The organism is Streptomyces sp. NPDC056452 (assembly GCF_042796085.1).
Lineage (GTDB): Bacteria > Actinomycetota > Actinomycetes > Streptomycetales > Streptomycetaceae > Streptomyces.
The window spans coordinates 52,982-66,485 of record NZ_JBHTRI010000027.1; the positions used below are offsets into that span (position 1 = coordinate 52,982).

Here is a 13,504-nt window from a genome sequence, read left to right on the forward strand (position 1 = left end):
GGCCGCCGGCCCGGACGGTCCCCCGGTCATCCGCCGATCGTGTGGAAGGCCCGCCGCAGCGCCGCGAACCCGCGCTCCTCGCGGCCGGGATGGACGCGGTTCGTGAGCAGGACCGCGTAGCGGCCGGCCGCCGGGTCGAGCCACAGGCTGGTGCCGGTGAAGCCCGTGTGGCCGTACGAGGCCGGCCCGAAGGTGTCGCCCACCGGCGAACCGACCGGGTCCTGCCCCTGCCAGGCCAGTGCGCGGCGCAGGTTGAGGTGGTCCGTGCGGGGGGCCGTCATCAGGGTGAGGGTGTCCGGTTCCAGAAGTGGTGTACCGCCGCCGAGCAGGCAGAGGGCGAGGCGTTCCATGTCCGCGAGGGTGGAGAAGAGGCCCGCGTGCCCGGCGACGCCGCCGAGTACGACGGCGTTCTCGTCGTGCACCTCACCGACGACGGTCCGACCGCGCCAGGGGCAGGCTTCGGTGGCCACCGCGCGTGCGCGGTCGGCGCTTTCCGGCCGGAAGCGGGTGTCGGTCAGGCCCAGAGGAGCGCTGACGAGGTCGGCCGTCAGCTGGTCCAGGCCCCGGCCCGTGGCCTGTTCGGCGATGAGGCCGAGCAGCATGAACCCTTGCGAGGAGTAGGTGACGTGGGTGCCGGGCTCGGCGGTGCGCGGCAGTGGGCCGAGCGCCGTGAGCAGGGACTCGCGGGTGGGGTGGTCGCGGTAGAGGCGGACGCCGCCGGGCAGCCCTGAGGTGTGGTCGAGGAGTTGGGCGACCGTACGGGCGGCGTGCGGACTGTCGGCGTAGCGGACGAGGTGGTGTCCCACGGTGTCGTCGAGGCCGAGGACGCCGCGGTCGACGAGAGCCATGACGACGAGGCCGACGATCGGCTTGGTCACGGACGCGAGGTCCCACAGGTCATGGCCGTCCAGAGCCGGCCCGTCGAGGGCGCGGGTGCCGGTCCAGCCCCGGTCGTACGGGCCTGCCGCGTCGCCCAGCGACCAGGCGGCGCCCGAGTAGAGGCCGCGTGCCCGGCCGTCCTCCAGCATCCGGCGGCGGGCGGCCGCGTGGTGCGCGGAGCCGGTCGCGTCGGGCCCGGTCGCGTCGGGCCCCGTGCCGCTCGCACCGGTGGCCGTCGCGCGGCCGCCGACGATCGACGGCGTCTGCCGGAAAGCGTTCATCGCTTCTCCCCCTCCCCTTCGGCTCCGCCCGTACTCCTCGCGGTGCGCCCCGGGTCCGCGGCCAGTCCGAGCCGTACGCCGGGCTGTGCGGCCAGGCTCGCCGACACCGCGGCGGCGGCGGAACGCACCATCGGCCCGTACAGCTGCGCGGCCGCGTCATCGAGGGTGAAGGCCAGGCCGGTCAGCACGAGGACACCCACCGCGCGGCCCGTCGCGTCGCGCACCGGGGCGGCGAGTGCGCGCCGGTCGAGCCAGGCATCGGTGCCGTCGAAGGCGTAGCCGTCGCGGGCCGCGGCGGCCAGGGCCGCGTCGTCGGCGGGCACTCCGTCGGGGCCGGTCCACAAGGATTCCCTCTCCTCGGCCGGCAGGGCGGCGAGCAGGGCGAGGCCTGCCGCGCCCGCGGTCACCGGTTCGCGGAAGCCGGGGCTCAGGTCGAGGCCGAGTCCCTGGACGGGCGGACGGACGTCCAGGTGGATCACCGTACGGTCGTCCCGCACCGCGTAGGAGGCGAACAGGCCCGTGCGGGTGCGCAGTTCATCGAGGACGGGGCCGACACGGCGCATCGCGGCGTCGTCGGCGAGGAGGCTCGCCGCGAGTCCGAGGAGCCGTGGCCCCGGACGATAGCTGCCGCCCGTGTCGGGTTCGGCGTAACCCGTCGCGGCGAAGGCGCGCAGCAGGCGGTGCACGGTGGGTTTCGCGAGTCCCGTGTGACGGGCGAGGTCTGCGAGACGGTGCGGCGCCCCGGACCGGGCGAGGGCCGCCAGAACCTCCATGGCCTTGTCCACCGGTCCGGGCGCGAGCGACGAGGCACTCGCTCCCGGGCCGTCGGACGCGGCGGTAGCCACTCCTGCGGAGGTCTGCTTCTGCGAACGACTGTTGACCGGATTCCCCATGTGGCCTACCTTACCCGAACTGCATTCCATTCACCGGAACGAGTGTGTTGCCCAATGGAACGAATACGTGAAGGGGGAGGCGGCCCGCACGTCGGCTGCTCCCGCCGTTCGGCGCTGCGCCTGAGTGGTCTCGCGGTGCCCGCCCTTGCAGTCCCGGCCCTGTTGAGCGGGTGCGGCGCACCCTCGGCGGCCTCCGCGGGCAACGTGCTGCGGGTCTCCCAGACCGGGGATCCCAAGACGATGGACCCGCACAAGCAGGGTGACATGACGTCGATGAACGCCCTGATCAACATCTTCGACACACTCACCACGAGGGCCCGCGACAACACCCTCCAGCCGCGGATCGCCTTGTCCTGGAAGGCCGTCGAGCCGACGGTGTGGCGGTTCGAGCTGCGGCGCGGCGTCACCTTCCACAACGGTGAGCCCTGCGACGCCGAAGCCGTCCGTTTCAGCATCGAGCGGCTGCTCGCCCCCGCCACGAAGTCACCCATCGTGGAGCTGCGTTACGTCGTGGACGTCAGCGTGGTCGACCGGTACACGGTGGACGTGCACACCTCGGTGCACGACCCGATCCTGCCCGCGAAGCTGTCCCTGTTCGGCGGCGTCGTGGTGCCCCCGCGCTACCTGGCCGAGGTCGGCGACGAGGGCTTCGCCGCGCACCCGGTGGGCACCGGGCCGTTCACGTTCCGGCGGTGGCAGCGCGACCACGAACTGCGCCTCGCCGCCTACGACAAGCACTGGCAGGGCCGCCCGCACGTCGACGAACTGGTCTTCGTGCCCGCCCCCAACTCGTCGTCCGCGCTGGCCGCCCTGCAGAGCGGCGGCGTCGACATCGTGGCGGGCATGACCCCGGACGCCGCCGAGCAGCTGGCCGGATACCCGGGCGTGCGTATCGACCACCACACCGGCATCCGCACCTCGTACCTGTCGCTCGACACCCTCACCGAAGGACCGCTGCGCGACCGGCGCGTGCGCCAGGCGCTCAACCACGCCGTCGACGTACCCCTGCTCATCAAGGCGGTGCTCGGTGGCAACGCCACCGAGGTCCCGGCGATGATCCCGCGCGGCGCGTTCGGTTTCGACGAGTCCGTGAAGCCCTTCGAGCGTTCCCTGGCCAAGGCCCGCGCACTGCTGGCCGAGGCCGGGCATCCCGACGGCATCAGCACCGCGATCACCGCATCCAATCTGGACGCGAACGTCGCCGAGGCGATCTCGGGCCTGCTGGCCCGCGCCGGCATCCGCGCCAGGGTGAACCTGCTCGACCCGGGCACCTACTCCCAGCGCCTGACCTCCACCAACCACGGCGCGCTCGGCCCGATCTACCTGGCCGCGTCCACCGTCTGGACCATGGACGGCGAGAGCATGCTCCAGTCGAACGTGCGCAGCGACCGCCGGCAGAGCCGCTGGCACCACAAGCGCGCCGACCTGCTCGTGGACCGCGAGGAGTTGTCCGTGGATCCGGCCGTGCGCCGCCGCGCCTTCTCCGACCTGCAGCAACTGATCAAGGACGAGGCGCCGTTCGTGCCCCTCTACCAGATCGACAACATCTACGTGCACAACACCCGGCCGAGCTGGACACCCGGCGCCGCCGGAGTGCTGGACATGGCGAGCGCGAAGGTGGCCGCGTGATGAGCCCGACCCTGACCGCGCCCACCGCCCCCACCGGACCGGCCGCCCCCGTCGCCGGACACAGCCGGGCCTGGGACGTGCTGCGGCCTGCCGCCGCCCGCCTGGGCACCGCGCTGCTGGTCCTGTTGTGCACCGCCACCGTCGCGTTCTTCCTGGTGCGGCTGTCCGGCGACCCGGTGAAGGTGATGCTGCCGCCGGACGCCACCGCCCAGCAGGAGAACGTGCTGCGGCACAGCCTGGGCCTGGACCGGCCGCTCCTCACGCAGTATCTCGACTACCTGTGGGGCCTGCCGCGCTTCGACTTCGGCAACTCCCTCTTCTACGACCAGCCGGTCCGCGCGGTCCTCGCCGACCGCATCCCGGCGACCCTGCTGCTCGCGGCGGGCGCCCTCGTGGTGACGCTCGTGATCGCGCTGCCCGCCGGCACGATCGCGGCGATGCGACGCGGGAAGGCCGCCGACCGCGGTGTCATCACGGTGGTCCTGATCGGCCAGTCGACACCCGCCTTCTGGGTGGGCATCCTGCTCATCCTCGTGTTCGCGGTCGGTCTGCACGCCCTGCCCGCCTCCGGGTACGGCACCTTCGCCCATCTCGTCCTGCCGTCGATCACCCTGGCCGTCTACTCGGTCGCCGTCGTCGCGCGGCTGCTGCGCTCCTCGCTGATCGACGTGCTCGGCTCCGACCACATCCGCACGGCCCGCGCCCGGGGCCTCGGCCCGGTGCGCACCGTGCTGCGGCACGGCATGCGCAACGCGTCGCTGCCCGTGGTGACGGTCGTCGGCCTGGAGGTCGGCAGCCTGCTCGGCGGCGCGATCCTCACCGAGCAGGTCTTCTCCTGGCCGGGTGTCGGCCAGCTGACCGTGCAGGCCATCGCCAACCGCGACTTCCCCCTGGTACAGGGCGCCGTGCTGCTGTTCGCCGCCACGTTCGTCGTGGTGAACCTGCTCGTGGACCTGTCCTACGGCCTCCTCGACCCGAGGGTGAGGAACTCCCGATGACCACCACCGCCCCCGCGGCCACCCTTGCCGCCACCGCCCCCGCCTCGACCCGGCCCTCCGTCCTGCGCTCACTGCTGCGTAACCGCATCGCCGCGATCGCGCTCGTCTTCCTCCTGCTGATCGTCGTGTGCGCGCTGTGCGCACCCCTGATCGCTCCCGCCGACCCGGGCGCCCAGAACCTCCTCGCCCGGCTCCGGCCCCCCGCCTGGCAGCCCGGCGGCAGCACGGACCATCTCCTCGGCACCGACCAGCTCGGCCGCGACCTGCTCTCACGCGTCGTGTACGGCACCCGGGTCTCCCTGCTCGTCGGCGCCGGCGCCGCCCTTCTCGCCGGCGTCATCGGCACCGTCGCGGGCCTCGCCTCCGGCTACCTCGGCGGCTGGACCGACCGTGTCGTGATGCGGGTCGCCGACGTCCAACTCGCCTTCCCGGCGATCCTGCTGGCGCTCGCCGTGGTCGGCTTCGTCGGCTCGGGCCTCGGTTACGTGATTCTCGTGATCGGCCTCACGGGCTGGGTGTCGTACGCCCGAGTGGTGCGTTCCGAGGTGCTGTCGCTGCGCACCCGCGACTTCATCACCGAGGCCCGCGCGATCGGCGTCGGCGACCTGGCGATCATGCGGCGGCACCTGCTGCCCAACGTCATGGCACCGCTGGCCACCATCGGCACCCTGCACATCGCGTCGGCCGTCGTCGCCGAGGCGTCGCTGAGCTACCTGGGCCTCGGAGTTCCGAAGGAGACAGTGACCTGGGGCGGCATGCTCGCCGACGGACAGCTCTACCTCGGCACGTCCTGGTGGATCGCCGTCTTCCCCGGCATCGCGCTCATGCTCACCTCGCTGTCCATCAACATCCTGGGCGACGCGCTGCGCGACGTCGCGGACCCGAAGGCGTACCGCCGATGACCGACTCCGCACAGACCACACCGTCCGCGCCCGTCCTCGAATTCCGGGACCTGCGTGTCGACTTCGAGCTCGCCTCCTCGACCGTGCACGCGGTACGCGGGGTGAACCTCTCGGTCACCGCCGGCGAGACCCTCGCCGTCGTGGGCGAGTCCGGCAGCGGCAAGTCGGCCACCGCCCTGTCCGCGCTGCGCCTCAACCCCGAACCCCCGTGCGTGTACGCGGGCGGCCACGTGCTGCTCGACGGGAAGGACGTACTCGCCCTGCGCGAGAAGGAGTTGCGCAAGGTTCGCGGCGCCCAGATATCCATGGTCTTCCAGGACCCGATGACCAGCCTCGACCCGTTGCAGCGGGTGGGCGACCAGGTCGCCGAGGTGCTGCGGCTGCACGGGGACCACACCCGCGCCGAAGCCCGCCGGGCGGCGCTGACCGCTCTGGACGAGGTCGGCATCCCCGACCCCGAACGGCGCTACCGCCAGTACCCGCACGAACTGTCCGGGGGCCTGCGCCAGCGCGTCATGATCGCCTCCGCGCTCGTGGCACGGCCCCGCGTCCTCATCGCCGACGAGCCCACCACCGCGCTCGACGTGACCGTGCAGCGGCAGATCCTGGAGCTCCTCGTTCGGCTCCAGCAACGCCACGGCATGGCCGTCCTGCTGATCACCCACGACCTGGGCGTCGTCGCCGAGACCGCCGACCGTGTCGTCGTCATGCGGCACGGCGAGGTCGTCGAGACCGGCGATGTGGACCAGGTCTTCACGCGCCCCACCGCCTCGTACACACGCGATCTGCTGGCCGCCACTCCCCGACTGGAGCCCGTCGCATGACCACGAACCCGCTGCTGGAGATCGACGGCCTGCGCAAGGAGTTCCCCGGCCGCCCGCCGAGCGTCGCCGTCGACGACGTCTCCCTCACCGTCCGGGAGGGCGAGACCTTCGCCCTGGTCGGCGAGTCGGGCTGCGGCAAGACGACGCTGACCCGGCTGCTGCTCCGGCTGCTCGAACCCACCGCGGGCAGCGTGCGGTTCGACGGCACGGACCTGCTGGCGCTGAAGGGCTCCACGCTGCGGCCGCTGCGCCGGCAGATGCAGGTCGTGCTCCAGGACCCCTACTCCAGCATGAATCCGCGGCTGCGGATCGCCGACATCGTCGGGGAGCCGCTCGTCACCCACGAGGAATGGGCGCGCGGGCGGCGCGGCAGGGCCAAGGTGCGTGACCGGGCCGGCGAACTCCTCGACTCCGTCGGTCTGGACGCGAGCATCCTGGACCGGTATCCGCACGAGTTCTCCGGCGGGCAGCGCCAGCGCATCTCCATCGCGCGGGCACTGGCCCTGGAGCCGCGCCTGGTCGTGCTCGACGAGCCGACGAGCGCGCTCGACGTGTCCGTGCAGGCCCGCGTCCTCGACCTGCTCGCCGAACTCCAGGGTCGCCTCGGCCTGACCTACTTCTTCATCTCGCACAACCTGGCCGTCGTCCGTCAGATCGCCGACCGGGTGGCTGTGATGCGGCAGGGCCGCATCGTCGAGTCCGGCACCGCCGACCAGGTGTTCACCGCCCCCGAGGACGCCTACACCCGGCAGCTCCTGGACGCCGTGCCGGTCCCCGACCCCGGCCGCCGGATCCTGCGGGGCGTCCCGGCATGAATCCCGGGCTAGACCCCCGACAGGACCAGGCCGGCCGCCCCGAGCAGTGCGCCGGTGTCCGCGGCCTCGCCGAGGACCACGGTGGGAGCCTCGCCACCACCGAGGACATCGGCGCGCAACCGGGACTCGATCATCGCCCGGAAGGGTTCACCACCGTCGAGGGCCTCGCCGTGCAGCACGAACAAGCCGCACGCGAAGAGCTGCTGGACGGTGGCGAGGCCGAGCACCAGGTTCTCCGCGTACCGCGCGACGAGATCACCGGCGGCCGGGGCGTCGGACGCCGTCAGGGCCGCCAGCGTGGCCGCCCCGGGAGCGAGACCGTGCTCGGCGGCGCGCTCGCGCAGCCAGCGGGTCGTCGCCACGGTCTTCCAGCAGCCGCGCCGTCCGCATGTGCACACCTCGCCGCTCGCGGTGACCGTCATATGGGCGCCGCTGCGTCCGCCGGCCGGTGCGAGCACCTCCCCCGCGTAGAGGATGCCGACGCCGAGGACCTCACCGGTCGCGACGGAGGCGAACGAGCGGCGGCCCCGCCCGGCACCGAACCAGCGGTCGCCGAGCACCTGCACGCGTGCCCGGTGCTCGATCCGCACCGGCGCGCCCACCAGCCCCGCGAGCCGGTCGGCCAGCGGGTAGCCGCGCAGCGCCGGGGCGTCGTTCGCCTCGATGATCCGGCCCGCCGCGGGGTCCACCACACCGGCGGCGGCCACGCCGACGCCGAGCAGGGGCTGCCCCGCGAAGACCGCCGCCGCCTCCCGCAGCGCCGCGTCGACGACGGCCGGGTCGGCGCTGCGCGCGTCGAAGCGGGCCTGCACCCGCTCGCGTACGGCTCCGCCACGGGTGAGCAGCGCGGCACGCACCAGTCCTGGCAGCACCTCGACGGCGCCCAGCACACCGACGTCCCGCCCGGCCGGCCCGTCCGGCTGCGGATCGGGGACCAACCGCAAAGGAATACGTTCATGCGCCATGCGCCGACTCTGTCATGCCCCCCGACCGGGGAGACAGCGGCATGACCCACCGGAATCTGACCGAGGCCACCTGGCGCGAGACGCGAGCGGCGGCTCCCGGCGCCATCGCCGTCCTGCCGATCGGTTCGCAGGAGCAGCACGCCGAGCACCTGCCGATGGGCACGGACACGATGCTCGCCGACGCCGTGGTCTCCCGCGCCCTGGCCCTGCTCGACGAGCGGGCCGCCACCGGCGTGGATGTGCCGGATCTCGTGAGGCTGCCGACGCTGCCGTACGGCCACAGCCCGCACCATCTGTTCGCGGCGGCGCTGACCCTGTCCGCGCCGGTGCTCGGCCTGGTCCTCGACGAGCTCCTCGACTCGCTGGCCGCCTGCGGCTACCGGCGGGTGCTCGTCGTCAACGGACACGGCGGCAACGACGAGATCATGCGGCTCGCGGTCAAGCGGTTCGCGCTGCGCGCCGACGTGACAGCGGCTGCCTGCTCGTACTGGACGCTCACCGACACCGGCGAGCCCGAGGCGGACGCCGACGCGCAGGACGAGAAGCAGGCCGAGCTGGTGCCCGGGCACGCCGGCTGGTTCGAGACGTCGCTGATGCTCGCCGCGCAGCCGGAGCTCGTACGTACTGAGCGCGCCCGCCACGCGCCGGTCGAGCCGCCGCCGCTGTTCGACAAGCCGCCCTACCCCGGTCTGACCGTGGAGCGGCACGGCGAGTGGGAGCGGGTGGGCGGCGCCACCGACGACGCGGCCGGCGCCGACGCCGCACACGGCGAGCGCCTGCTCGACCGGCGGGCCCGTGGCCTGGCCCGCGCGGTGCTCGCCTTCGACGCCGCCTCACGCCCCCTCGCGTGACCCTCCACCACTTCACACGTAAGGAACCGCTCATGAAGATCACCGAGGTCGACGTCCACGTCGTCAATCTGCCGCTGGTCAACCCGTTCACCAGCTCGTTCGAGACCAAGACCGGGGAGACGCGCACCGTGGTGCGCATCAGGACGGACTCCGGCGTGGAGGGCTGGGGCGAGACGATGTGGGGCCGCCCGGTCGCCGCGATCGTCCGCGACCTCGCCGAGGACCTGATCGGAACGAGCCCGTTCGCCCTGGAGGCCTTCCACCGCCGCCACCACATGGTGCCGTTCTTCTACGGCTACCTGGGCTACGCGGCCCTGGCCGCGATCGACGTCGCCTGCTGGGACGCCATGGGCAAGGCCACCGGGCAGTCGGTGACCGATCTGCTGGGCGGCCCGGTGCGCGACGAGGTGCCCCTGACCGCGCTGATCACCCGCGCCGACGCACCCGGTGTCCCCGCCGGTGACCTGCCGCGTGCGCTGGCCGAGCACACCGAACGGGTGGTGACCGAGGGCGGGTTCACGGCCGTGAAGCTGAAGGGCACCAAGGACGTGCGGGGCGACGTGGCGATCCTGCGGGCGCTGCGCGGCGCGCTGCCCGAGGTGAGCCTGCGCGTGGACCCGAACGCCGCCTGGTCGGTGCCCGACTCGATACGCGCCGGGATCGCGCTGGAGGAGCTGGACCTCGAGTACCTGGAGGACCCGTGCGTCGGGATCGAGGGGATGAGCCAGGTCCGCCAGAAGGTGCGCATCCCGCTGTGCACCAACATGTGCGTGGTCCGCTTCGAGGACTTCGCTCCCGCGATGCGCCTCAACGCGGTCGACGTGATCCACGGCGACGTCTACAAGTGGGGCGGCATCGCCGCGACGAAGGCGCTGGCCGCACACTGCGAGACGTTCGGCCTCGGCATGAACCTGCACAGCGGTGGTGAGCTGGGGATCGCGACGGCCGCCCACCTCGCGGTGGTCGCCAGCACCCCGGTGCTGTCGCGCGCCATCGACTCCATGTACTACCTCCACGCGGACGACATCATCGAGCCGCTCACGCTGACCGACGGCAGCCTGCGGGTGCCGGACGGTCCGGGTCTCGGCGTCACCGTCGACGAGGACAAGCTCCGCCACTACGCCGAGGTGAACGCGCGCGAAGGAGACCTCACCAAGTGACCACCGACAGCTCCCGCCCCGGGCGCCACGCCGTCACGACCGCCACGGCGCCCGCGCCGATCGGCGGATACAGCCAGGGCATCGCGGCGGGCCCGTACCTGTTCACCTCCGGCTTCGGCCCGCAGGACCCGGTCACGGGCGAGCTGGGCGGGACGATCGAGGAGCAGACCCGCCAGGTGCTCGCGAACCTGAGCGCGCTCCTTGCCGCGGACGGGCTCACGTTCGACGACGTGGTGAAGGCGACGGTCCATCTCCAGGACGTGCACCGCGACTTCGCCGGGTTCGACGAGGTCTACCGGCAGCACTTCGGCGATCCCCGGCCGGTGCGCACCACGGTCGGCTCCGAGCTGATGGGCATCCTCGTGGAGATCGACGTGGTGGCGCTGCGCAGGAACACCTGACCCGCGCTCCCGCGCACGAACAGATACGCGCGGCACCGCACGCCTCCGTCCACTGCGCAGTGGACGGAGGCGGCCGTCCGCACCCGTGAGCGGGGAGGAGGGGCACGGTGGGAGCCTGACACCATGAACGACCCGACCGGAGACCCCGGCTTCCACCGCGACCCGTACCCCGCGTTCGCGGCCATGCGCTCCACGTGCCCGGTGCAGGCGATGCCCGTCGGCTCGAGCGGGCGCAGCAGTTACCTGGTCACGGGGTACGCGGAAGCCCGGCAGGCCCTCGGTGACTCCCGCCTCTCGAAGGACACGGCGGCCTTCTTCACGGGCAAGGGGTCGCAGCGCCGCCTGCACCCTGCGGTCGCACAGAGCATGCTGGCCACTGATCCGCCCCAGCACACCCGGCTGCGGAAGCTGGTGACCGGTGCGTTCACGACCGGCGCCGTGTCCGGTCTGCGTCCCTTCATCGCCGGTCTGACCGATGAGCTCCTGGACCGGTGGCCGGTGGGCGGCCAGGTCGACTTCGTCAGCGAACTCGCCGTGCCCCTGCCGGTCATCGTGATCTGCGAGCTGCTGGGTGTGCCGGAGGGCGACCGGCCCGCGATCCAGCGGTGGTCCGCCGAGCTGTTCGCGGCCGGCCGGCCGGACCGTGTCGACGACGCTTCGCACGCCATGGCCGACTACATGAGCGGCCTCATCGCGTCCAAGCGCCTCCGCCCGGGCAGTTCGCTCCTGGACCGCCTCGTCGCGGCCCGCGACGGCGACGATCGCCTCGGCGAGGAGGAGCTGGTCTCCCTGGCCGTGCTGCTGCTCGTCGCAGGGCACGAGACGACCACCCACTTCCTCGGCAACACGGCCCTTGCCCTCCTCCAGCACCCGGCCGAGTGGGAACGGCTGCGCCGGGACCCGAGTCGCATTCCGCAGGCACTGGAGGAGCTCCTTCGCTTCGACTCCCCCGTCAGCACGTCCACGTTCCGTTTCACCACGGAACCCGTCGTGCTCGGAGACACCGCTGTCCCCGCCGGCGTCCCGGTGCTGATCGCCCTCGGGGCAGCCAACCGCGACCCGGCGAGGTTTCCGGTACCGGACCGGCTCGACCCCGACCGGGATGCCGCCGGCCACCTCGCGTTCGGCCACGGAATCCACCGCTGTGTCGGAGCTCCGCTGGCGAAGGCCGAGGCGGAGATCGTCCTGCGCGCTGTCCTGACGCGCTTTCCCCAGCTGCAACTGGCTGTAGCGCCGGCAGAACTGAGTTGGCGTCGGACACGGCTCGTTCGCGGGCTGGTCTCGCTTCCGGTCTCGACCTAGTCACTCCCGCTCGGACCACCGCCGGGGCGCACGGGTCCGGTTCAGGCCCCCAGATGGGCCAGCACCGAGCGCATCGCGCGGCGTACGGCCTCGCGCGACTCCTCCGTCGGGTCGACGGTATCGAAGGAGTGGCGGCCGTTCGGTACGTCGACGACCTCGACGTTCGCCCCGCACTCCGCGGAGGCGGTCAGGAACTCCTCGACGGTGGCGGCGATCTCGGGCAGCTCACGCCCCACTCTCGTGACCACGACGGGAAGGGTGCCCGCGCCGGCCACCGCGTCCACCGGGTGGAACCGGCTGTCCAGCAGCCCCCAGTTCGGCAGCGGCGCCAGGATCGGGTAACTGGCCGCCAGGCAGCGCAGCCACGCCGGAGGCCGGCGCAGCCAGTCCGCGGCGATCAGGCCGCCGCCCGAGAGGAACCACAGGGCGACCCGGTCCGCGTCCACCCGCGGATCGGCCCGGACCAGCTCCACCGCGGCGGCCACGTCCGCGGCGGCGCGCTTGTAGTCGGCCAGGTCGTGCAGGCGGTGGTCGAGGGTCACGCCCATCACCCCCTGCCCGGCCGCGTACCGGGCGTACCCCCTCAGGCCCGGCCAGTCCCGTGGCGTCGGCCTGGCCTCCGCGGGCACCGGTCCGCCGTGCACGAACACCACGGCCGGCCAGGGGCCTTCGGTGTCGGGCAGGTACAGGTCGACGTTCCCGGTCCGCTCACGGGGGACGTCCGGCACGTCCAGCAGGAACGGCCGCAGGTGCGCGGGCGGCTCCGCGGAGCCGGGAGGCACCAGCCGGTGCCCCCCGCCGACGGCGGCCCGCAGCAGGACGTCCGCGAGCTCGGCCGGGAGCGAGAGCATCGGCCAGTGTCCGGTGGGGAGTTCGAAGAACGTCACCCGGGGATCGGTCAGGGCCTGGAGTGCGGGGTCACCGAAGCCCACCCGCATCTGGATCAGTTCGATGCTCGCACCGTTTCCGTTGCACAGCACCCCGGTGAGGGGCAGCGAGGCGGCCGCGCCGGTCAGCCGCAGCGGCTGGAGGAGGGTGCGCAGCGGCTGCGGCGCTGCCAGGGCGGTGAGCCGGTCGAGCGCCGCGTCGGGAATGCCCGCGGTGCTGCCCCAGCGCCGCCACTCGTCGCGGGCCGGGGAGGGCAGCTCCTGCTGGGACCCGTCGGTACCGGCGTGCCCCGTCAACTCCTCGCGCAGGGACTGGTCCGGGACCGCGGCCAGGGCGGGAACCCCGTCCTGCGGCATCCCCGAGTCGAGGTAGACGATCCGGTCGATCAGCTCCGCCCGCCGGTCGGCGGCGCCCAGCGCCGGGTGGATGCCGTAGTCGTGGCCGACCAGCACGATCTCCCTGCCACCCGCGGCGTCGACCGAGTCGATCACCGCGAGGACGTCCGCGATGTGGGTCTCCAGGTCGGTGCCGGCCGCATCGGCAGCGCGGGGCCCGCCGAGTCCCGTCAGGGTCACGGCGTGCGCCTTGGCGCCCTCCGAAGCCAAGTGCCCAGCCGTGTCCTCCCATACGTGCGGGCCGGTGAACATCCCGGAAACCAGGATGAATGCAGTCATGGGCCTCTCCTCCGTGCGCCGTTGTCGGCGGACCGCCACGAT

13 protein-coding genes are annotated in these 13,504 nt (G+C 72.9%); 9 read left to right on the plus strand and 4 right to left on the minus strand.

Features of this window, described 5'->3' with window-relative positions; all coding sequences use genetic code 11:
• Nucleotides 1-26 precede the first annotated feature (26 nt).
• Nucleotides 27-1,028 carry a serine hydrolase domain-containing protein gene (locus ACFQ6X_RS24925; RefSeq protein WP_383184629.1) on the minus strand — a complete coding sequence of 334 codons (1,002 nt, stop codon included), beginning with the start codon at nt 1,026-1,028 and terminating at the stop codon, nt 27-29.
• A gap of 128 nt (nt 1,029-1,156) precedes the next feature.
• Nucleotides 1,157-2,053 (minus strand): IclR family transcriptional regulator, encoded by an 897-nt coding sequence (locus ACFQ6X_RS24930; RefSeq protein ID WP_383184578.1) that lies wholly within the window; start codon nt 2,051-2,053, stop codon nt 1,157-1,159.
• Nucleotides 2,054-2,107: 54 nt separating this feature from the next.
• On the opposite strand from ACFQ6X_RS24930, the gene ACFQ6X_RS24935 reads away from it, so the two are divergent.
• Genes ACFQ6X_RS24935 through ACFQ6X_RS24955 form a run of 5 tightly spaced genes read left to right on the plus strand, consistent with a single transcriptional unit; the run spans nt 2,108 to nt 7,221 of the window.
• A complete protein-coding gene (locus ACFQ6X_RS24935) occupies nt 2,108-3,682 on the plus strand; it encodes an ABC transporter substrate-binding protein (RefSeq protein WP_383184579.1) in 1,575 nt (524 codons plus the stop codon).
• Complete coding sequence (locus ACFQ6X_RS24940; protein WP_383184580.1) at nt 3,682-4,680, plus strand: ABC transporter permease; 999 nt, start codon at nt 3,682-3,684, stop codon at nt 4,678-4,680. Before ACFQ6X_RS24935 ends, ACFQ6X_RS24940 begins: the two co-directional genes overlap by 1 nt.
• Nucleotides 4,677-5,582 carry an ABC transporter permease gene (locus tag ACFQ6X_RS24945; protein ID WP_383184581.1) on the plus strand — a complete coding sequence of 302 codons (906 nt, stop codon included), beginning with the start codon at nt 4,677-4,679 and terminating at the stop codon, nt 5,580-5,582. The genes ACFQ6X_RS24940 and ACFQ6X_RS24945 overlap by 4 nt, the downstream gene beginning before the upstream one ends.
• Nucleotides 5,579-6,406 carry an ATP-binding cassette domain-containing protein gene (locus ACFQ6X_RS24950; RefSeq protein ID WP_383184582.1) on the plus strand — a complete coding sequence of 276 codons (828 nt, stop codon included), beginning with the start codon at nt 5,579-5,581 and terminating at the stop codon, nt 6,404-6,406. Before ACFQ6X_RS24945 ends, ACFQ6X_RS24950 begins: the two co-directional genes overlap by 4 nt.
• Nucleotides 6,403-7,221: an ATP-binding cassette domain-containing protein gene (locus tag ACFQ6X_RS24955; protein WP_383184583.1), complete on the plus strand. Its 819-nt coding sequence runs from the start codon at nt 6,403-6,405 to the stop codon at nt 7,219-7,221. Before ACFQ6X_RS24950 ends, ACFQ6X_RS24955 begins: the two co-directional genes overlap by 4 nt.
• An 8-nt stretch (nt 7,222-7,229) precedes the next feature.
• Here the strand turns inward: ACFQ6X_RS24955 and ACFQ6X_RS24960 are convergent, their stop codons facing one another.
• On the minus strand, nt 7,230-8,186 hold the full coding sequence (locus ACFQ6X_RS24960) for an ROK family protein (protein ID WP_383184584.1): 957 nt from the start codon (nt 8,184-8,186) through the stop codon (nt 7,230-7,232).
• Nucleotides 8,187-8,227: 41 nt separating this feature from the next.
• On the opposite strand from ACFQ6X_RS24960, the gene ACFQ6X_RS24965 reads away from it, so the two are divergent.
• The 4 genes from ACFQ6X_RS24965 (at nt 8,228) to ACFQ6X_RS24980 (ending at nt 11,900) form a co-directional block, all read left to right on the plus strand.
• Nucleotides 8,228-9,037 (plus strand): creatininase family protein, encoded by an 810-nt coding sequence (locus ACFQ6X_RS24965; protein WP_383184585.1) that lies wholly within the window; start codon nt 8,228-8,230, stop codon nt 9,035-9,037.
• A gap of 32 nt (nt 9,038-9,069) precedes the next feature.
• On the plus strand, nt 9,070-10,197 hold the full coding sequence (locus ACFQ6X_RS24970; RefSeq protein ID WP_383184586.1) for a mandelate racemase/muconate lactonizing enzyme family protein: 1,128 nt from the start codon (nt 9,070-9,072) through the stop codon (nt 10,195-10,197).
• Complete coding sequence (locus ACFQ6X_RS24975) at nt 10,194-10,598, plus strand: RidA family protein (RefSeq protein WP_383184587.1); 405 nt, start codon at nt 10,194-10,196, stop codon at nt 10,596-10,598. The genes ACFQ6X_RS24970 and ACFQ6X_RS24975 overlap by 4 nt, the downstream gene beginning before the upstream one ends.
• A gap of 123 nt (nt 10,599-10,721) precedes the next feature.
• A complete protein-coding gene (locus ACFQ6X_RS24980; protein WP_383184588.1) occupies nt 10,722-11,900 on the plus strand; it encodes a cytochrome P450 in 1,179 nt (392 codons plus the stop codon).
• 41 nt (nt 11,901-11,941) lie between these two features.
• Here ACFQ6X_RS24980 and ACFQ6X_RS24985 read toward each other — a convergent pair whose 3' ends face one another.
• Entirely contained in the window at nt 11,942-13,462 is a 1,521-nt protein-coding gene (locus ACFQ6X_RS24985) for an alpha/beta fold hydrolase (protein ID WP_383184589.1), read from the minus strand.
• Nucleotides 13,463-13,504: the final 42 nt, after the last annotated feature.